Source organism: Polymorphospora rubra (assembly GCF_018324255.1).
Taxonomy (GTDB): domain Bacteria; phylum Actinomycetota; class Actinomycetes; order Mycobacteriales; family Micromonosporaceae; genus Polymorphospora; species Polymorphospora rubra.
The window spans coordinates 1,480,171-1,500,440 of the sequence record NZ_AP023359.1 but is presented as its reverse complement, the minus strand read 5'-3'; the positions used below and the strand labels follow the sequence as shown (position 1 = coordinate 1,500,440).

Annotated in this window: 15 protein-coding genes; 9 read left to right on the top strand and 6 right to left on the bottom strand. The window is 72.5% G+C overall.

Annotated features, from left to right (window positions below; genetic code table 11):
* Window positions 1-286: 286 nt before the first annotated feature.
* Window positions 287-1,714: a UDP-glucose dehydrogenase family protein gene (locus tag Prubr_RS06805; RefSeq protein ID WP_212822653.1), complete on the bottom strand. Its 1,428-nt coding sequence runs from the start codon at window positions 1,712-1,714 to the stop codon at window positions 287-289.
* 302 nt (window positions 1,715-2,016) lie between these two features.
* Between Prubr_RS06805 and Prubr_RS06800 the strand changes: the two genes are divergently transcribed.
* Window positions 2,017-3,180, top strand: a complete 1,164-nt coding sequence (locus Prubr_RS06800) for an acyl-CoA dehydrogenase family protein (RefSeq protein ID WP_212822651.1) — start codon at window positions 2,017-2,019, stop codon at window positions 3,178-3,180.
* A gap of 20 nt (window positions 3,181-3,200) precedes the next feature.
* Here Prubr_RS06800 and Prubr_RS06795 read toward each other — a convergent pair whose 3' ends face one another.
* Both Prubr_RS06795 and Prubr_RS06790 read right to left on the bottom strand, forming a co-directional pair.
* Window positions 3,201-4,457 (bottom strand): hypothetical protein, encoded by a 1,257-nt coding sequence (locus Prubr_RS06795; RefSeq protein WP_212822649.1) that lies wholly within the window; start codon window positions 4,455-4,457, stop codon window positions 3,201-3,203.
* 111 nt (window positions 4,458-4,568) lie between these two features.
* A complete protein-coding gene (locus Prubr_RS06790; RefSeq protein ID WP_212822647.1) occupies window positions 4,569-5,177 on the bottom strand; it encodes a hypothetical protein in 609 nt (202 codons plus the stop codon).
* Window positions 5,178-5,309: 132 nt separating this feature from the next.
* Here Prubr_RS06790 and Prubr_RS06785 point away from each other — a divergent pair, with 132 nt between their 5' ends.
* From Prubr_RS06785 to Prubr_RS06775, 3 genes are all read left to right on the top strand, one after another.
* On the top strand, window positions 5,310-6,656 hold the full coding sequence (locus tag Prubr_RS06785; RefSeq protein WP_281425883.1) for an acyltransferase family protein: 1,347 nt from the start codon (window positions 5,310-5,312) through the stop codon (window positions 6,654-6,656).
* Between the two features lie 152 nt (window positions 6,657-6,808).
* Window positions 6,809-8,779, top strand: a complete 1,971-nt coding sequence (locus Prubr_RS06780; RefSeq protein ID WP_246568403.1) for an acetoacetate--CoA ligase — start codon at window positions 6,809-6,811, stop codon at window positions 8,777-8,779.
* A 68-nt stretch (window positions 8,780-8,847) separates the two neighbouring features.
* A complete protein-coding gene (locus tag Prubr_RS06775) occupies window positions 8,848-9,204 on the top strand; it encodes a hypothetical protein (RefSeq protein ID WP_212822641.1) in 357 nt (118 codons plus the stop codon).
* Between the two features lie 12 nt (window positions 9,205-9,216).
* On the opposite strand, the gene Prubr_RS06770 is transcribed toward Prubr_RS06775, so the two are convergent.
* Window positions 9,217-9,909 carry a TIGR03089 family protein gene (locus Prubr_RS06770; RefSeq protein ID WP_212822639.1) on the bottom strand — a complete coding sequence of 231 codons (693 nt, stop codon included), beginning with the start codon at window positions 9,907-9,909 and terminating at the stop codon, window positions 9,217-9,219.
* A gap of 281 nt (window positions 9,910-10,190) precedes the next feature.
* Between Prubr_RS06770 and Prubr_RS06765 the strand changes: the two genes are divergently transcribed.
* The 3 genes from Prubr_RS06765 to Prubr_RS06755 all read left to right on the top strand — a co-directional run bounded on the left by Prubr_RS06765 (window position 10,191) and on the right by Prubr_RS06755 (window position 13,853).
* Window positions 10,191-11,348 carry a glycosyltransferase family 4 protein gene (locus tag Prubr_RS06765; protein ID WP_212822637.1) on the top strand — a complete coding sequence of 386 codons (1,158 nt, stop codon included), beginning with the start codon at window positions 10,191-10,193 and terminating at the stop codon, window positions 11,346-11,348.
* A 102-nt stretch (window positions 11,349-11,450) separates the two neighbouring features.
* Window positions 11,451-12,551 carry a mannose-1-phosphate guanylyltransferase gene (locus Prubr_RS06760; RefSeq protein ID WP_212822635.1) on the top strand — a complete coding sequence of 367 codons (1,101 nt, stop codon included), beginning with the start codon at window positions 11,451-11,453 and terminating at the stop codon, window positions 12,549-12,551.
* Window positions 12,552-12,839: 288 nt separating this feature from the next.
* Window positions 12,840-13,853 (top strand): ArsR/SmtB family transcription factor, encoded by a 1,014-nt coding sequence (locus Prubr_RS06755; RefSeq protein ID WP_246568401.1) that lies wholly within the window; start codon window positions 12,840-12,842, stop codon window positions 13,851-13,853.
* Between the two features lie 96 nt (window positions 13,854-13,949).
* Here the strand turns inward: Prubr_RS06755 and Prubr_RS06750 are convergent, their stop codons facing one another.
* A complete protein-coding gene (locus tag Prubr_RS06750) occupies window positions 13,950-15,056 on the bottom strand; it encodes a coenzyme F420-0:L-glutamate ligase (protein ID WP_212822634.1) in 1,107 nt (368 codons plus the stop codon).
* A complete protein-coding gene (cofD, locus tag Prubr_RS06745; protein WP_212822633.1) occupies window positions 15,053-16,000 on the bottom strand; it encodes a 2-phospho-L-lactate transferase in 948 nt (315 codons plus the stop codon). The genes Prubr_RS06750 and cofD overlap by 4 nt, the downstream gene beginning before the upstream one ends.
* 96 nt (window positions 16,001-16,096) lie before the next feature.
* Between cofD and Prubr_RS06740 the strand changes: the two genes are divergently transcribed.
* Complete coding sequence (locus Prubr_RS06740; protein ID WP_212822632.1) at window positions 16,097-17,272, top strand: hypothetical protein; 1,176 nt, start codon at window positions 16,097-16,099, stop codon at window positions 17,270-17,272.
* 109 nt (window positions 17,273-17,381) lie between these two features.
* Window positions 17,382-19,901 carry a bifunctional FO biosynthesis protein CofGH gene (locus tag Prubr_RS06735; protein ID WP_212822631.1) on the top strand — a complete coding sequence of 840 codons (2,520 nt, stop codon included), beginning with the start codon at window positions 17,382-17,384 and terminating at the stop codon, window positions 19,899-19,901.
* Window positions 19,902-20,270: the final 369 nt, after the last annotated feature.

The window sequence follows — 20,270 nt, the reverse complement described above, 5'->3', positions numbered from 1 at the left end:
GCCCGTGCAGACCGCCGCCACGGCCCGGCTATGCCCTCATAGCCCGGCAACGGCCCGGTCATGCCTATCCGACCCGGGCCACGGCCGTAGCACCCGTGCTGCACTGTGGACTCTCCACCCACGAAGCATGCCCAACTCGGGTGAGGGTTGAACAGTCCTTACGGGCGTGTCCGCGCATCTTCTCGGTCGCGGCCCGCACCCGGCGAACGAAAGCGCCGGCCACGGCCCCCGGGTGGGGACCGTGGCCGGCGCCACGGTGCTGGTGGACGGATCGGCTGGATCGTCGTCAGGGGCGACCCATACCCCGGTAGTCCCAGCCGGCCGCGGTCCAGAGCGAGGTGTCGAGGCAGTTCCGGGCGTCGATCACCCGACGGCCACCGACGATCTCGCCGAGCGCGACCGGGTCGGCGTTGCGGAAGTCGGACCACTCGGTGAGCACGCAGACCAGGTCGGCGTCCTGCACGGCGGCGTTCATCGAGGTCTCGTAGTTGAGGTCCGGCAGCGTCCGGCGGGCGTTCTCGTTGCCCTCCGGGTCGTAGAGGTGCACGTCCGCGCCGGCCTTGGCGAGCATCGCGGCGACGGCCAGCGACGGCGCGTCGCGTACGTCGTCGGTGTTGGGCTTGAAGGTGGCGCCGAGCACGGCGATCCGGGTGCCGGACAGGTCCGGGCCGGCCGGACCGACGCGGCGGTCGAGCAGTTCGGCGGCGAGCGTCAGCACCCGGGTACGACGGCGCAGGTTGATCAGGTCGACCTCGTGCAGGAACCGCAGCGCCTCGCCGGCGCCCAGTTCCTGGGCCCGGGCCTGGAAGGCGCGGATGTCCTTGGGCAGGCAGGCGCCGCCGAAGCCGAGGCCGGCCTGGAGGAAGCGGTTGCCGATCCGCGGGTCGTAGCCGATCGCCCGCGAGAGTTGGGTCACGTCGCCGCCGGCGACCTCGCACACCTCGGCCATCGCGTTGATGAACGAGATCTTGGTGGCCAGGAACGCGTTCGCGGCGACCTTGACCAGTTCGGCGGTGGCGAAGTCGGTGACCACCAGCGGGACCTCGCGGTCCTCGGTGGCGGCGAGGTCGAAGACGCCCTTGTGCGCGGAGTAGAGCATGCCGTTCGCCCACTCGCTCTTCACCCCGACGACGATGCGGTTGGGCCGCAGCACGTCCTCGACGGCGAAGCCCTCTTGGAGGAACTCGGGGCTCCAGGCCACCTCGATGCCCAGGTCGGTGGAGGAGTGCTTGCCGACCAGCTGCTCGACCCACTCGGCGGTGCCGACCGGGACGGTGGACTTGCCGACGATCAGCGCCTTGCGGGTCAGGTGCGGTGCCAGGCCGGTCACGGCCGTCTCGACGTACGACAGGTCGGCACCCATCCCGTCGGCCCGCTGCGGGGTGCCGACGCAGATGAAGTGCACGTCGCCGAACTCGGCGGTCTCCTGGTAGGAGGTGCTGAACCGCAGCCGGCCGGCGGCCAGGTTGCGGCGCAGCAGCTCGTCCAGCCCGGGCTCGTGGAACGGCACCGAACCGGCGGCCAGCTTGGCGATCTTGGCCTCGTCGACGTCGAAACCGATCACCTCGTAGCCCAGCTCCGCGAAGCAGATGGCGTACGTCGCGCCCAGGTAACCGGTGCCAAGGAAGGTCAGCCGCGGGCGCTGTGCGCCGGACGGTGGGGAGACCGCGGGGATGGCCGGCATGGGCTGGCTACTCGGGTACGGGATCGTCACGCGTGGAATCTCCGCTCGCACAGGGCGGCGCTTGTTGCGTCGCAGTCGGGGGGCGCCGGAAGCGGCGCTGTCTCGGACATCTTGTGTTGTATGTCTCAATGGCTGTCGCGTCCGCGCGATCCGGCCTCGGGACCCGCGTGAACCGGCGTCGGCCGCCGGGTGGCGCAGGCGACCATAGTGGCTCAGCCTACGCGGCGGTAGGGGTTGCCGTGAGCATGGTCGGTATCCTCACATGCGCGTGGCACCCACACGTGAGCAGGACGCTACAGATACGTTCCGCGGGCGCCAAGGGGAGGGCCAGAATGACGACAGAGCGGTCGTTCGACGCGTACCAGATTCCGGAGGAGCACTCTGACATCCGGGCGGCCGTCCGGGCGGTCTGCGACGCGAAGGTCGCCCCGAACGCCACGCACGCCGACGAGACCGGCGAGTTCCCCACCGCTTCGTACGACGCCCTGCGCGCCGCCGACTTCCATGCCCCCCACATCCCGGTCGAGTACGGCGGGGCCGGGGCGGACGCGCTGGCCACGGCCATCGTGATCGAGGAGGTGGCCCGCGCCTGCGCGTCGTCGTCGCTGATCCCCGCGGTCAACAAGCTCGGCACGATGCCGTTGCTGATCGCCGGCTCCGAGGATCTCAAGCGGCGCTATCTGTCGCCGGTCGCCAGCGGCGAGGCGATGTTCTCGTACTGCCTTTCGGAGCCGGACGCGGGCAGCGACGCCGCCGCGATGTCGACCCGGGCCGAACGTGACGGAGACCACTACATTCTCAACGGCGTCAAGCGGTGGATCACCAACGCCGGGGTTTCCGACTACTACACCGTATTCGCGGTGACCGATCCCACTGCCCGGTCCCGGGGCATCTCGGCCTTCGTCGTGGAGAAGTCCGACCCGGGGGTCAGTTTCGGCGCGCCGGAGAAGAAGTTGGGGATCAAGGGCTCGCCCACCCGCGAGGTCTACCTCGACAACGTACGCATCCCCGCCGACCGAATGATCGGTGAACCCGGCACCGGCTTCGCGACCGCCATGCGCACCCTCGACCACACCCGGGTCACCATCGCCGCACAGGCGGTCGGAATCGCCCAGGGCGCGCTCGACTACGCGAAGGGCTACGTCAAGGAGCGCCGCCAGTTCGGCCGGCCGGTCGCCGACTTCCAGGGCATCCAGTTCATGCTCGCGGACATGGGCATGAAGCTCGAGGCGGCCCGCCAGCTCACGTACGCCGCCGCCGGCCGCTCCGAGCGCGGCGACGACGACCTGACGTACTTCGGCGCGGCCGCGAAGTGCTTCGCCTCCGACGCCGCCATGGAGATCACCACCGACGCCGTGCAACTGCTCGGCGGATACGGCTACACCCGGGACTATCCGCTCGAGCGCATGATGCGCGACGCGAAGATCACCCAGATCTACGAGGGCACCAACCAGGTGCAGCGGATCGTGATGGCGAGGCAGCTGCTGCAGGGCTGACCGGGGCGCGATCCGTTCCGTCAGAGGCGCCGGGTGGCGTCCGGATCGACGGGTGCGGCCGTCGGTGTCGAGTGGCCGGGCGGCGGGTACGCGGCCGGTGGCGGCGGCGTGCCCTGCAGCCGCGCGGTCACTTCATCGATCTGTTCCGTCGCCTCGTCGGCCGGCCCGGTCGCTCCGCCGATCCGGTGGGTCGCCTCGTCGATCCGCCGGGTCGCCTCGTCCGTCGTCGCCCGGCCGGGGCCGGGCGTGGCGGCCGTGGGTTCCTCGTCCGCCGGCGGCCGGAGGACGGTGGTGGCCTCGCCGTCGTCGAGGGCCGATGGCGGGTACGCCGGCACGGCCACCGTCGCGGTGTCCGGCTCGGGCGGCGCGGGGCGCAGCACCGTGGTGGCATCGAAGTCCGGCTGCGCCGGTGTCCGCAGGTCAGACGTCGGGTGGTCCGGCCCGGCGAAGGCCGGCGTGAGCACCGGCCCGGTCAGCGGGGCCGGCCTGGGAGCCGGTGGCGACAGCCGGGTGGTCTCGTCGGTGTCCGGTTCCCGGCCGGCCGGGCGCAGTGGCGGCACGCCGCTCGGCGCCGCCGGGGCCGGTGCCGTGGCCGGCCGGTCGGCCGCCGGTGCGACGGACGGTGCGAACCCGGCCGACGGCACGAACCCGGCGTTCGGTGCCGCGAACCCGGCGCTCGGTGGCCCGAACCCGGCGGTCGGGCCGGACCGCGCTGCGGATCCGGGTGCCCCGGCGGCGGCAGGGCCCGGCGGAAGGTGAACGGTGGCGGAACCGTCGGCGGGCGCCGGGTGCGCCGACGGGGTGTACGGCACGGGTGGCGGCGGGGTGCCGCCCGCGGCGACACCGCCACCCGACCCCGGAGCGGGTGCCGGCATCCGCTCGGAGCCACGCCAGCGGCGTGGGCTGAGCCCGGTGGCGATCAACGGTACGGCCAGCACCGCCGCGATGCCGCCGGCCGGGAGCGGCAGGCCGAGGTCGAGGCCGAAGAGGTCGTGGGGCAGCGCGCGCCGTAGCGACCCGAGGTCGACGGTGGCCCACGCGGTCATCCCGAGCAGCAGGAGCCCGGCCACGACCGGACCGATCGGGGAGATCCGGGGGAGCACCAGCAGCGCGAGCAGCGCACCGGCGCCGAGCGGGGCGAGGAGGCCGAGGACCAGGGTCCGGGTCGGCCCGGTGTCCGGCCCGGCCCCGGCGTACGCGGTCAGCCCGATCCCGGTCAGCACCCAGGCGACGGGTGCGACGAACAGGGCCAGGGCCAGCGATCCGATGTGGCGCATCCGACCTCCTCCGGGGTTGCCGCCACGCCGCACCGTACCCCGGTCGGGCAAGCCGGTTGATCATCCGCGCGGCCCTCGACGGGCCGGGTGATCGGGCTCTCGAGCCTGCCCCTACGGCGGGCCCGGGTGGTGTGCCGGGGGAGGTGGCGGCGGGTCGTACGGGTAGCCGAGGGTCGGCGGGCGGGAGTCGGTGTCGGGCGGGCCGGTGGGCCAGTCGAGGGTCGGCTCGTCCTGGCTCCGCGCGCCGTACGCGGGTTGCGGCGGGTAGTTGGCCGGCGGCGGCAGCAGCACCGGTTGCGGCCAGCGTCGCCACCGCTTCGCGCTGAACGTCGCCATCACGAGCAGGCCGCCGAGGAAGAGGAGTGTGCCGTTCTGGAGCGGCTGGCGCAGGTCGACCGGGTCGCCGAAGAGCCGCCAGCCGGCGGGTACGGCGTCGCGGACCGCGAACGGGTCGACGAACAGCGCCGCGTACGGGATGAGCAGTAGCAGTCCGGCGAGGAGTGGCCCGAGCGGCGAGATCCGCAGCGTGGCGACCAGACCGAGGACGATTCCGCCGGCGCCCAGGTAGACCGCCGGTTGGACGAGGTCGGCGCCGTCGAACCGGTCGGTCTCGAACCATGCCGAGACGGTACGGCTGGAAGCACCCTGCCCGAGCGCGACGAGCACCCAGGCCAGGGGCGCGGCAACCGCCCCGGCGAGCAGGCTCAGGATATGTCGCATTCACGCACCGTATCCGTCGCGTGCCAGTCCATGCCCTGGTGACGCAGTCGTCGAAGGGCGGAATTACGCACGATCGACTAGTGTAAATAACCTGAAGAGTACGGACATATGCTGATCGGCTAGGGTCGCCAGGTGGTCAGTCCTCCCCCAACGTACCTCGCCAATGATGGACAAAAGGGTCGTCTAGCCAGCCTGGACGGCCTGCGGTTCGTTGCTGCCCTCATGGTCGTCCTCTTCCACTTCGTGGCGACCGGCCGCGACGCCTGGGGAGAGGCCCCGGATGCCCTCTTCCCGGTGCTGCATCTGATCGCCTCGTACGGCTGGTTGGGCGTCGAGCTGTTCTTCGTGATCAGCGGCTTCGTCATCTGCATGAGCGCCTGGGGCAGGTCGCTCGGCGACTTCTTCGTCTCCCGGGCCAGTCGGCTCTACCCGGCGTACTGGCTGGCGGTGATCGTTACCACGGTGGCGCTGCGGCTGTTCGAGTCGCCCGAACCGGTGCCGACCATCCGCGCCGCACTGCTCAACCTCACCATGCTCCAGGACGCCGTACGGGCACCGCGGGTGGACAGCGTCTACTGGACGCTCTGGATCGAGCTCTGCTTCTACCTGCTCTTCGCGCTCGTCGTGTGGCGCGGTGTGACCTACCGCCGGGTGGTGACGTTCTGTCTGCTGTGGACGGTCGCCTCGGTCTTCGCCCTGTACGCCGACAACCCGGTCGTCAACCTCTTCCTCAACCCCCGCTACTCCAGCTACTTCATCGGCGGCGTCGCCATCTATCTGATGACCCGGTTCGGGCAGAACCTGTTGCTGTGGGGCATCGTCGGGGTGTCACTGCTGCGGGCGCAGTACGACATCACCGAGCAGATCACCGCGATGGGCGGCTTCGCCGGCCGGGAGCTGTCGTGGCCGGTGGTGGCCGCTCTGATCACGGCGTTCTTCCTGCTGGTGGCGGCGATCGGGCTCGGCTGGCTGCCCACCGTCCGGTGGCGCTGGCTGACGTTCGCGGGCGCGCTGACGTACCCGCTGTATCTGACCCACAAGCTCGGCCTGATGCCGATCGTCGCGTGGCGGGACAGTGTCGACCCGTGGCTCCTGCTCGGGGCCGTGACGGTCGGCACCCTGGTCGTCGCGTGGCTGGTGCACCGCTTCGTCGAACGCCCCCTGATGCCGCTGCTGCGCCGGCTGCTCAAGAAGTCCTTCGTCGATCTGCGGGCGGCGGCCGGCACCGGGTCGGCCGCCGCCGCGGAGGCCGGCGCCGGACCCGGGGGCGCGGCGGCCGCGCCGGTCCGCACCCCGCCGGCCGACCCGAACCCGGGACGCACGGCCGCGGCGGTCGGGCCGGGCACGGGCGAGCGGCCGATGGTCACCGTGTCCGGCCGGCCGGCCGTCGCGCGGACCGTGCCCGATCAGGGTTGGCAGCCACGGGACCGTGCCCCGCGTCCGGCGGCGGCCGGCGTGGACCGCCGCCGCGACCCCTGACCCATGGTCGCCGCCCACATGGTCGGCGGTCGACTGTGTGGGTCACCCACGCGCCGTCACCCGTCCGGTGGCCGGACAATGACCGTCCGGGGTAGGGCAGGATGTCGGCACGGGTCGGCACACCGCCGTGCCGGCCGGGGAGGAGGGCGACGGTGCAGGGTGAGATCCTCTGGACGCCGCGGGCCGATGTGCGTGAACACACCCGCATCGGTGACTACCTGCGGTGGCTCGAGGCCGAACGTGGCCTGGTCTTCGCCGACTACGACGCGTTGTGGCGCTGGTCGGTCACCGACCTCGACGGCTTCTGGCGGTCGATCTGGGACTACTTCGAGGTGGTCACGCACACCCCGCCGACCGCAACGGTCGAGGGCACCGCGATGCCCGGCACCCGCTGGTTCCCCGACGCCACCCTCAACTACGCCCAACACGTGCTGCGCATGCCCGGACTGGCCGACGACGACCCGGTGGTCGTGGCGCACAGCCAGACCAGGGCGCCGGTCACCCTGACCGTCGCGCAACTGCGCGAACAGGTCCGGCGCGCCCGGGCCGGGCTGCGCCGGCTGGGAGTCGGTCCCGGTGACCGGGTGGCGGCGTACGCGCCGAACATCCCGGAGACCTTCGTGCTGATGCTCGCCACCACCAGCCTGGGCGCGATCTTCTCCTCGTGCGCGCCGGAGTTCGGCACCCGCAGCGTCACCGACCGCTGGCAGCAGATCGAGCCGACGGTGCTGGTCGCCGTCGACGGCTACCGGTACGGCGACAAGGCGATCGACCGGCGGGCCGAGGTCGCCGCGATCCGGGCCGCTCTCGGTTCGGTCGAACACACGGTGCTGCTGAACTACCTGGATCCGGCCGCGACCGCCGACACCGCGCTCACCTGGGCGGAGCTGACCGCCGACACCGACGAGCCGCTCGTGTTCGAGCCGGTGCCGTTCGACCACCCGCTCTACGTGCTGTATTCGTCGGGCACCACCGGGCTGCCCAAGCCGATCGTGCACGGGCACGGCGGCATCCTGCTCGAGCACCTGAAGATGCTCGCCCTGCACCACGACCTCGGCCCGGCGGACCGGTTCCTCTGGTTCTCCACCACCGGCTGGATGATGTGGAACTTCCTGGTCAGCGCCCCCGCGGTGGGAGCCGCCATCGTGCTGTTCGACGGCAACCCGGCGCATCCCGGCCTGGACGCGCTGTGGCGGCTGGCCGAGGAGACCGGCACCACCTACTTCGGCACCTCGGCGCCGTTCCTGCTGGCCTGCCGTAAGGCCGGTCTGGTGCCGTCCGAGGTCGCCGATCTGAGCGCGCTGCGCGGTCTCGGCTCGACCGGGGCGCCGCTGCCGGCCGAAGGGTTCCGCTGGGTCTACGAGGCGGTCAGCCCCGACCTGCAGCTCCAGTCGCTGTCCGGCGGCACCGACGTGTGCACCGGCTTCGTCGGCGGGGTCGCGCTGCTGCCGGTGCACGCCGGTGAGATCGCCTGCCGGTGCCTGGGCGCGAAGGTGGAGGCCCGGTCGGCCGACGGCACGCCGGTCGTCGGCGAGCTGGGCGAGTTGGTGATCACCGCGCCGATGCCGAGCATGCCGGTCGGGTTCTGGGGCGACACCGACGGCCGGCGCTACCGGGAGGCGTACTTCGACGTCTATCCGGGCGTGTGGCGGCACGGCGACTGGATCACCGTCAGCGACCGGGGCACCTGCGTCATCACCGGCCGTTCCGACGCGACCCTGAACCGCGGTGGCGTACGGCTGGGCACCGCCGAGTTCTATTCGGTGGTGGAGGGCCTCGACGAGGTCGTCGACTCGGTGGTCGTGCACCTCGAGGACGACGAGGGCGGGGCGGGGGAGCTGCTGCTGTTCGTGGTGCTGCGCGGCGGTCACGAACTGGACGACGACCTGCGTCGCCGGATCTGCCGCGAGCTGCGTACCGCGCTGTCGCCGCGGCACGTGCCGGACGAGATCTACCAGGTGGGTGCGGTGCCGCGCACCCTCTCGGCGAAGAAGCTCGAGGTACCGGTGAAGAAGATCCTCACCGGTACTCCGGTCGAGTCGGCGGCGGCGAAGGGCGCCCTGGCCAACCCGGAGTCGTTGACCGCCTTCGAACGGTTCGCCAAGGAGCGGAGCGCCGGCTGACCCATCGGCCGACGGAGACCAACCGGTCGTGTGGCAACGAGCCGGGAGAACCGCGGCGTCTCATCTTCGTGGGCTCCTACCTGCGGCTGACCATCACCGACACGCTCGGCACGCGTGTCGGTGGCCACCACTGCTTCAGCCCGCACGCGCGGGTCACCCGGACCTTCTGGTACCGGGTGCCCGGCGAGTGGGTGGCCGACGGCGTGCTCTGCCCGCGCCGGCGGGACCAGCTCGTCGACCGTCTCTACGAGCCCGGCTGGCGCGACGCCGGTCCGGGCGGCTCCGCGTACGTGATCCTGGACCTCCAGGACAAGGTGCTCAGCGCCGAGGAGGTGTCGGGTCGCCCGTGGCTCGGCGACCGCGCCGGCTTCTTCGTCTGCGGTCCGGACGGAGCACTGCGCGAGGTCGTGCCGGCCGACCTGTGAGCCGGTGCCCGGTCAGGCCAGGGTGACCGTGATCCGTTCGGTGTCGACCCGGCCGGGCAACCGGGCCGGGTCGAGCCGGCCGCACAGGACCGTGCTGGCGCCTACCACCAGCGGGGCGAGCAGCCAGTCCAGCGGATCGGGGTGCCGGACGGCGTCGACGAGCACCCGGTCGCCGGCCGACAGGCCCAGCTCCGTCGCCCGGGCCGCCGCGCGCGCCGCCAGATCCGCGCCCTGCCCGGCACCTCCCGGGTACGGCGTGAAGTGGTCGCCGTGCGCCCGGACCTCGATCACGTAGTCGACCCAACCGGCCGGCACCTCGCGCAGTGGCAGCGCCATCGGGGCCAGCGACAGCGCGTAGCGGTCGCCCGACGGCCAGCCGGCCGCCTCGTCGACCCGGTCCGCGGCGGCGAAGAGCACGTCGACCGGTGCTGGTCCGTCGAACGTCACCGACAACCCCGCCGACCAACAGCCGAGCAGTACCGCGGCGGTCTGCCAGTGGGGCGGGAGCAGCGCCGCGGCGGTGTCGCCCGGCCCGAGTCCGGCCGAGTCGACGAGCAGGTTGGCGGTCTTGGCCACCCAGTTGGACAGCGTCGCGCCGGACAGTTCGGTGCGGTCTCCGGTCGCGTCGTCGTACCAGGTCAGCAGCGGCCGGGTCGGGTCGGTCGCGACGGTCGCGGCGAACCGGCCGGCAATGTCGTCGTTCATCGGAGGCGACGATACCCATCGTGGTGCCCCCGTTGGCGGCACCGCACCCATCGTGTCCCCGCCGATGACGGTACGGCCCGTGGTGGCCCGCAAGTTAACAGGTTGGGAAAGGCCCTCCTCGATCGCGTTGCCGTCGCCGGGGCCGCGCGGGCGCGGCGTAGGCTGGTGCGCGAGTGTCGTATGCCACACGGTTCGGCACCTCGGCGAAGCCGTATCAACTCAAGTTCAGCAGAAGCGGCAAATCGCCCTATACCGCCATCGCACAGTCGAGGAGTTGCCCAGTGACCGCCGGTCGCCCGCCCCGCGTTCTAGTCGACGCCACCAGCGTCCCCGCCGACCGCGGCGGCGTCGGGAGATACGTGGACGGGCTGCTCGGCGCCCTCGGCGAGGCGGGCGGACCGGCGGTCGAACTGGCCGTGGTGAGCCTGCGCACCGACCACGAGCGCTACCGCCGGATGCTGCCAACGGCCGAGGTGATCGCCGCGCCGGCGGCCGTCGCGCACCGACCCGCGCGGCTGGCCTGGGAGCAGACCGGGCTGCCGCTGCTCGCCCAGCAGGTCGGCGCCGACGTGCTGCACTCGCCCTTCTACACCTGTCCACTGCGGGCGGGTTGTCCGGTCACGGTGACGGTGCACGACGCGACCTTCTTCACCGAGCCCGAGCACTACGACAAATCGCGAAGGACCTTCTTCCGCAGCGCGATCAAGACCTCGCTGCGTCGTGCCGACCGGGTGATCGTGCCGAGCAAGGCGACCCGCGACGAACTGATCCGGCTGCTCGACGCCGACCCGACCCGGATCGACGTCGCCTACCACGGCGTCGACCACGCCGCGTTCCACGCTCCGACCGAGGAGGAGAAGGCGCGGGTCCGGGCCCGGCTCGGGCTGGGCGGCTCGGGCTACGTCGCGTTCCTCGGCGCCAAGGAGCCCCGGAAGAACGTGCCCAACCTGATCCGGGGCTGGGTACGGGCCGTACACGACCTGCCCAACCCGCCCGCCCTCGTCGTCGCCGGTGGCCAGGGCCACGATGACGACATCGACCGGGCCGCCGCCGACGTACCCGGTCATCTGCGCCTGCTGCGTCCGGGCTACCTGCGCTACGCCGATCTGCCGGGCTTCCTCGGTGGTGCGCTCGTCGCCGCCTACCCGTCCTACGGGGAGGGATTCGGTCTGCCGATCCTGGAGGCGATGGCCTGTGGCGCGCCGGTGCTGACCACGCCGCGGCTCTCGCTGCCCGAGGTCGGTGGCGATGCCGTCGCATACACCAGCGAGGATCCGGACCAGATCGGGATCGACCTGGCGGCGCTGCTGGACGACGAGTCGCGCCGGCTGACCCTGGCCAAGGCCGGCTTCGACCGGGCCAAGGAGTTCACCTGGCAGTCGAGTGCCGAGGTGCACGTCGCCGCCTGGAGCCGGGCGTCCCGGGGACGCCCTGACTGACCCGTACCGTCGCGAGGGGACGCCAGACCACCGGACGACACACCATCACGCAGGGTGAACCCGGTATGCGTGAGAAAGGTAGCCGTTCGGCATGATGTCCTGATGTTCTTCGCCGTGATCCCGGCGGGCGGCAGCGGCACCCGCCTCTGGCCGCTGTCCCGTGCCGGTCATCCCAAGTTTCTCCACCCGCTGACCGGCACGCCGTCGTCGCTGCTACAGGCGACCGTCGAACGGCTCGGTCCGCTGACCACCCCCGATCACACCATCGTGGTCACCGGTGCCGCGCACGTGGCCGCCGTCGCCCGGCAACTGGTCGAGGTTCCGGAGGAGAACATCCTCGTCGAGCCGACGCCGCGTGACTCCTGCGCGGCGATCGCGCTGGCGGCCGCCATCATCGCCGAGCGTGAACCGGCCGCCCTGATGGGCTCGTTCGCCGCCGACCACCTGATCGGCGATCCGCAGCGCTGGGTCGAGACGGTGCGCCGGGCGATCGTCGGCGCGCAGCAGGGCCTGCTGATGACCATCGGCATCAAGCCGACGCGGCCCGAGACCGGCTACGGCTACCTGCAGTTCGGCGAGCCGGTCGGCGACGGCCCGGTGCACCGGGTCGAGGAGTTCAAGGAGAAGCCACCCGCGGCCGTCGCCGAGACCTACCTGCGGTCCGGCCACCACCTGTGGAACGCGAGCATGTTCGTCTGGCGTACCGACGTCTTCCTCGCCGAACTCGCCCGCCAGCAGCCCGAACTGCACGCCGGCCTGACCCGCATCGCGCGGGCGTGGGACAGCCGTGAGCGCGACGAGGTGCTCCACGAGGTGTGGCCGACCCTGCCGAAGATCTCGGTCGACTACGCCGTCATGGAGGGCGCCGCCGCGGCCGGCCGGGTCGGCACCGTACCGGGCGACTTCGGCTGGAACGACGTCGGCGACTTCCACACCCTCGGCGACGTTCTTCCCGGCGACCAGGCCGGCAACGTGGTCGTCACCGGCGAGTCGGCCGAAACGAAGCCGGTCGTGCTGCTGCACGACACCGAAGGGCTCGTCGTCGTGCCGCAGTCCGGCCGCCTCGTGGCGGCGTTGGGCGTACGTGACCTGGTCGTCGTCGACACCCCCGACGCCCTCATGATCTGCCCGCGGGAGCGGGCCCAGGACGTGAAGAAGCTCGTCGACACGCTCAAGCAGCGTGGCGACGAGAAGTACGTCTGACCCGGCCGCCGGCCCCGATCGAAAGGAGTCGGGGCACGGCATGGGCCGGGGTCATCGAGTGCAGACATGGACGTGCGCCCGGACGCCACCTCCGCAGAACAAGGGCTGCGGACCCTCGTGGTGGACGTCCGGGCGGCTCGCACCCTCCCCGGCCCAGATCAAGAGCATGACGGCCCGGCCACCGGACCGTCGAGGTCTTTCAGTCTGAGCCGAAAGACGCAGGTCATCGACGGTCGGTAGAGTGCCATCCGGTGCCGGCCGCCCCCGAGGTCGGGCATCGGTGGGAGCGTGCCCGTGCTGCGGATCCACTTCTCCGGCGACGACATCGCCCGGACCCGGGTCGCGCCCGCCGCCGACCCGCTCTGGGAGCTGATCCTCAGCGTCCATCTGTTCCAGACCCGGACCCGCGACCCGATCGTCGCCGGTTGGCGCGGCGAGGTCGCCCGAGCCCTGCGCCAGGAGGCACGGGGCACGTTCCAGATGCTCTTCGCGCTCAATCCGACCCGCGGTTACTTCCCCGACTTCCTCACGCCGTACGCCAGCGTGGACGGTCTCGAGGCCGGTCTCGACGCGATCCGCTCGACCCCGGTCGGCCAGCTCGACCGGGATCTGAGCCGGCTCGCCGCCGACAGCGAACTGCCGTCCGGCGCGGCCGGCGTCGCCGGCGGCGACAGCGACGCCCTGCACCACCTGACCGCCGCCATGCGACGGTACGACGGCCTCGCGATCACGCCGTACCGGGCGCGGCTCCAGGCCGCCGTCGAGGCCGACCGCACCCGCCGGGCGCGGGCCCTGCTCGACGGCGGTGCGGAGGGGCTGCTGGCCAGCTACCGGCCGGTGATGCGCTGGGACGGCCGGGTGCTGGAGGTGCCCGACTATCCCGCCGACCGCGACCTGCACCTCAACGGGAGGGGACTGTTGCTGGTGCCGTCGTTCTTCTGTGCCCGTACCCCGGTGGGGCTGCTCGACCCCGAACTGCCGCCGGTCCTGGTCTATCCGGTCGACCGGCTCGGCGGGATCCTGCCGGGTTCCGGCGACGGCGGTGCGGTCCAGGCCCGGCCGGGCGGCGGACGGGGGGCGTTGGGCGCCCTGCTGGGGCAGACCCGGGCGGCGGTGCTGGCGGCGGTGCACGACGGTTGCTCGACCGGCGAGCTGGCCCGCCGGCTGGGCATCTCACCGGCTGCCGCGAGCCAGCACGCGACTGTCCTGCGCGACGCTGGTCTGCTGGTCAGTCACCGGGACCGCAACACCGTGCTGCACACCCTCACCCCGCTGGGTCGGGCCATGCTGAGCGGCCACTGAAAGATCCGCGTGATCAGGGACCGCGTCGCGGGTGTCGTCGGCGGGTCGAGGTGCGCGGCCCTGATCACGGCGATCTTCAACCGTCGCCGACCACGGTCACAGGGCGAGCAGGGCGTGACCACCGGCGCCGGTCGGGGCCGGCGGAACGAGCAGGGTCGACGCGACCCCCTCGGCGGCGAGTGCCGCGCGGAGCCGGTGCAGGTCGGCGCCGAGCCGGACCAACGCCGCCCCGTCCGGCGTGCCGGGCAGGTGACAGGTCACCACGGTGCCCGCCGACGCCGGCCACCCGGCGATGGCCGTGATCTCGGCGGTCGCCGCCGCGACCCGGAACTCGGTGCCGGGCGTCACCACCCCGGCGACCACCGCGACCGCCCGGTCCACCGCCGCGCGGTCGACCGGCCCCGCGGCGGCGCCGTCCGGGACCGCCGACGGAAGGTCGTCCGTGAGGGTCCCGGCGGCGCGCAGGCCCGCCGCGCGGGCCTCGGCCGTACCGAGCGAGAACAGGTCGAGTTCGGCGTCGCGGACCAGGGCGGCGGCGCCCGGGCCGTCGGCCGCCCCAGGGGTACGCAGGTAGCCGCGCACGACGGCGACCGGTACCTGGTCGCACTTGCCCTTGACGAGTTCGCCGGCACCGGCCAGCTCGTCGACCACGGCCATCTGGGTCAGTTGCAGCTCGTTGCCGTACGGGTCGGTCTCGCCCCGGTGGTCGTGGATCGGGCCGATGCCGGCCGCCCCGAGGGCCACGTCGGTCAACCCGTTGCGCCACGGCCGGCCCATCGTGTCGGAGACGACGACGGCGACGTCGACGTCGTGTCGTTCCCGCAGCGCGGCCCGCAGCGACCGGGCGGAGGCGTCGGGGTCCTTCGGCAGCAGCACGAGCCGGGACGGGTCCACATTGGATGCGTCGATGCCGGCGGCGGCCATCACGAAGCCGTGGTGGGTCTGCACGATCCGGGTCGGCCCACGCCGGGCCACGACCCGGGCGGTCTCGGCGGTCAGCACCTCCTCGCGCGCCGTCTCACGCTCCGGCCCGTCGACCGGTACGTCGACCAGCCGCCCCTCGGCCTTCGAGATGATCTTGCTGGTGACGACCAGTACGTCACCGTCGCGCAGCCACGGGGCGGCCCGGGCGATCAGCGCCGCGAGATCGTCTCCGGGGGTGATGTCGCCGAGGCCGAGCACCGGCAGGATCTCGAGTTTCATACCAGCTCCAACGCGGCCCGTACCATCGCGGCGGTCGCCGCCTCGTCCGTCATCCACAGCGGCGCGGCGCCGACCGTCACCCCGGGCACCTCGGTGCCGGCGTCGGTGCTGTCGACCAGCCAGCCGTCGAGCACGCCGCCCGCGCTCCGCGCGCCGAGCAGACCACCGACCCCGGCCGCGGTGCACTCGACCCCCGTCACCGCCAGACAGCGGTCGGCCATGCCGCGCACCGGCGCGCCACCGATGACGGGGGAGACCCCGACCACCGGGGCGGTGCCGCCGGCGAGTGCCTCGCGCAGCGCCGACACCGCGAGGATCGGCGCGATGCTCACCACCGGGTTGCTCGGCGCCAGCAGCACCACGTCCGCCGTGGACAGTGCGTCGAGCACCCCGGCCGCCGGCTTCGCCACGTCGGCGCCGACGAAGACGAAGCGCCGGGTCGGGATCTCGCCGCGGTAGCGGACCCACCACTCCTGGAAGTGGATCGCCCGCTGGCCGGCGTCGTCGGCGACGACCACGTGCGTCTCCAGCCGGTCGTCGGTGGCCGGCAGCAGCCGTACGCCGGGCTGCCAGCGGGCGCACAGCGCCTCGGTCACCGCCGACAGTGGATATCCGGCGTTGAGCATCGTGGTCCGGACCAGATGGGTGGCCACGTCCTTGTCACCCAGCCCGAACCAGGTCGGCTCCGCCCCGTACGCCGCCAGCTCGCCCTTGATCGCCCAGGTTTCTCCGGCCCGGCCCCAACCCCGCTCGGGGTCGGCGCCGCCGCCGAGGGTGTACATGACGCTGTCGAGGTCGGGCGAGATCCGCAGGCCGTGCAGCACGACGTCGTCGGCGACGTTGACGATGGCGGTGACATCGGCGCCGGTCATCCTGGCGTGGGCGCGTACGCCGGTCAGGAAACGGGCGCCGCCGATGCCTCCGGCGAGTACCACGATGTGCATGCAGCCCATCCTCGCTCACCCGCGTGCCCGTTCACCGCGTGGGTTGTGCGACTAGGCTCACGTGCGCAGTCTTCCGTCACCGCATCAGGGGAGCCCTTGAGCAGCCAACCCGAGCCCGCGCCCGCCGAAAAGGCGCCGGCCAGCCAGATAACCAAGCCCCTGCGCGAACTCGTCGCCCTGGTGCTTCTCGGCGCGAACGCCGTCCTGCTCTTCGTCGGCCTGATCAACCTGGTGGTGCCCTACTCCACCAGCAGCGGCTTCGCCACCCGGGCCGGCAGCACGTTCTTCGACTTCGTCGGACTGCCGCAGATCGTCCTGCCGGTGCTGGCCGTGCTGCTGGTGACCCACTTCGAGCCGGTCACCGGCCGGGCCAAGCTGATCACGATCGGCGCCCTCGCCGAGTACGCCGTCTCGGCGCTGTTCGGCGTCGTCACCCTGTTCGCCTTCCTGGCCGGCGGGTTCATCGACGGCCGGTTCCGGGACGTGCTGACCGGCCTGCTGGTCCGCTTCGCCTTCCTGGCGCTGCTCGCGGTGGCCGCACTGCTGGTGTTCAAGGTGTGGCAGCACCTGTTCTACGTGGCCCGGCCCAAGCCGCAGCCCGGCATGTACGGCCAGCCCGGCTACCCGCAGCAGGGCGGCTACCCGCAGCAGTACGGCCAGCAGCCCGGCTACCCGTCGGGCCAGCAGCCCGGCTACCCCGCCCAGCCGGGCTATCCGGCGCAGCCCGGCTACCACCCGCAGCCGGGCTACGGCCAGCCGACCGGGCAGCAGCCGGCTGCCTACCCGCCGGGGGCGTACGGCCAGCAGTGGGCGCCGCAGGACCAGACCGGTGCGCAGACGGGCGGGTTCGCGCCCGCTTCCGCCCCGCCCGCGCCGGCCTCGGCGCCGCCCGCCTCCGCCCCGCCGGCGTCCGCGCCACCGGCCGGACCGACCGGGTTCACCCCGTCGCCCGCACCGCCGGGCGAGGACCCGACCCAGGTCGTCGCCGGGCCGTACACCATGCCGGCACCCACGCCCACACCGTCGCCGTACGCGCCGACCTCGGCGCCGCCCGCCGGTGGCCAGCCCGCCCCGGCACCCGGGCAGCCGACCGGACCCAGCCTGACCAAGCCGGACGCCGGTGCCGAACCGACCCAGGTGATCAGCGCCGGCGAGGACGACCCGAGCCAGCGCACCCAACTGATCAACCCGGCCAGCCAGCAGCCGTCGGCCGGTTCGCCGCCGCCGGCCACCGCGATGGGCGACGAGCCGACCCAGCGGCACCAGCCCTGACCCGACGCCGCCGACGCGGCACCGCGAGGGCGCTCCGGCAGGGGCGCCCTCGCGGCGTGTGTGACCGCTACCACCGACCACGGCAGGTGGCACGGCCTAGGCTGCACACGTGGTTGACAGCACCGACCCCAGACCGACCGAGGCCAGCCTGCGGCGCGCGCTGCGGCGGGCCGCCGACGGGCAGGCCCTTGACACGGGCGAGGCCGCCGACCTGCTCGCCGCCCGCGGCGAGCACCTCGACCGCCTGCTCGCGATCGCCGCCGGAATCCGGGACGCCGGACTGCGCGAGGCCGGCCGGCCCGGTGTGGTGACGTACTCCAAGAAGGTTTTCATCCCGCTGACCCGGTTGTGCCGGGACCGGTGCCACTACTGCACCTTCGCGACCGTGCCGCACCGGCTGCCGGCGGCCTACCTCGACCGTGACGAGGTGCTGGCGATCGCCCGGGACGGCGCCGCCCAGGGCTGCAAGGAGGCCCTGTTCACGCTCGGCGACCGGCCGGAGGAGCGTTGGCCGGCGGCCCGGCAGTGGCTCGACGAGCGCGGTTACGACTCGACGGTCGACTACGTACGCGCCTGTGCCATCGCGGTGCTGGAGGAGACCGGCCTGCTGCCGCACCTCAACCCCGGGGTGCTCTCGTGGGCCGAGCTGCAGCGGCTCAAGCCGGTGGCGCCGAGCATGGGCATGATGCTGGAGACGACCGCGACCCGGCTGTGGTCGGAGCCCGGCGGTCCGCACTACGGCTCGCCCGACAAGGAACCCGCGGTCCGGCTGCGGGTGCTCGACGACGCCGGACGGGTGGGAGTGCCGTTCACCACCGGCATCCTGATCGGCATCGGGGAGAACCGGACCGAGCGGGTCGAGTCGATCTTCGCGATCCGGCGGGCGGCCCGGGAGTACGGCCACATTCAGGAAGTCATCGTGCAGAACTTCCGCGCCAAGCCGGACACCGCGATGCGTGGCATGCAGGACGCCGAACTGCACGATCTGGCGGCCACCGTTGCGGTCGCCCGTGTCCTGCTCGGTCCGAAGGCCCGGATCCAGGCCCCGCCCAACCTGATCGCCGGCGAGTACGAGCTGCTGCTGCGGGCCGGTATCGACGACTGGGGCGGGGTGTCGCCGGTGACGCCGGACCACGTCAACCCGGAGCGGCCCTGGCCGCAGATCGACGAGCTGGCCAAGCACAGCGCCGCCGCCGGTTTCACGCTGCGTGAGCGGCTGACCATCTACCCCGAATACCTGCGGCGCGGTGACCCCTGGCTCGACCCGCGCCTGAACCCGCACGTCTACGCGCTGGCCGAGCCGGCGACCGGCCTGGCCGACGAGGAGGCCCGCCCGGTCGGCCGGCCGTGGCAGGAGCCGGAGGACTCGTTCGTGCCGGGCGGCCGCACCGACCTGCACGAGACGATCGACACGACCGGCCGTACCGGCGACCGGCGCGGCGACTTCGACAGCGTGTACGGCGACTGGAGCGAGGTCGCCGCGCACGTGGCCCCGGCGCCGGGCGGTGCCCCGGCGCGCACCCCCGCCGAGCTGCTCGCCGGACTGCGGCTGGCCGCCGACGATCCGGCCGCACTGCTCGAACCGGCGAACGAGGCGGCCGCGATGGCGCTGTTCGGTGCCGACGGGGCGGCGCTCGACGAGGTGTGCCGGATCGCCGACGACGTACGCCGGGACGCCGTCGGTGACGATGTCACCTACATCGTCAACCGCAACATCAACTTCACCAACGTCTGCTACGTCGGCTGCCGGTTCTGTGCCTTCGCGCAGCGGGAACGCGACGCGGACGCCTTCCGCCTGTCGGTCGACCAGGTCGCCGACCGGGCCGAGGAGGCGTGGCGGGCCGGTGCGACCGAGGTCTGCATGCAGGGCGGCATCGACCCGAAACTGCCGATCACCGCGTACGCCGACATCGTGCGTGCGGTCAAGGCCCGGGTGCCGGGCATGCACGTGCACGCGTTCTCGCCGATGGAGATCGTCACCGCCGCGGCCAAGGGTGGACTGTCCGTCCGCGACTGGCTGACCATGCTGCGGGAAGCCGGCCTGGACACGATCCCCGGTACCGCCGCGGAGATTCTCGACGACGACGTGCGGTGGGTGCTCACCAAGGGCAAGCTTCCGGCCGCGACCTGGGTCGAGGTCGTGACGACCGCGCACGAACTCGGCATCCGGTCCAGTTCGACCATGATGTACGGCCACGTCGACCATCCCCGACAGTGGCTCGGGCACTTCCGGGTGCTGGCCGGGGTACAGGACCGCACCGGCGGGTTCACCGAATTCGTGGCGCTGCCGTTCGTGCACACCAACGCCCCGATCTACCTGGCCGGGATCGCCCGGCCCGGCCCGACCTGGCGGGAGAACCGGATCGTGCACGCGATGGCCCGGTTGTTGCTGCACGGCCGGATCGACAACATCCAGTGCTCGTGGGTGAAACTCGGCGACGAGGGCACGGTCGCGATGCTCCGGGGCGGCTGCAACGATCTCGGCGGCACCCTCATGGAGGAGACCATTTCCCGGATGGCGGGATCCGACAACGGTTCGGCACGTACGGTCGCGCAACTGCACGCGATGGCCGAGGCGGCCGGTCGGCCGGCCCGTGAGCGCACGACGGCGTACGGCCGGAGCCGCTGACTTCTCCCAGGTGGCCGGGGGTACCGGCGGGCCGGGGCGGGCAGCTTTCACCCGCCCGGCCGCCGGAGCCGGGCGGTACGACCCTGCCCGACGTCGATATTGCCATTCGTCGTGCGGAACTGCCTGGTTACGGCCACAATCGACGCGGCACGCCGAATTCTCCGGGCGACTCGCCGATAGGGGCGTTACCCGGCCGGGGGCTCGATCGATAGGGCAGCGAGACGGCTCGGGCGAGCCGTCGGAGACACGGCGAAAAAGCAACCCCGTCTATCAGGTTCGGCTTGACGACGCACGCATTACACGCGTGTAATTTCGGTTGGGGTTGTTCGAACGGAGGGCATGAAAAGCCGCCGTTCGGGGCAATAGACA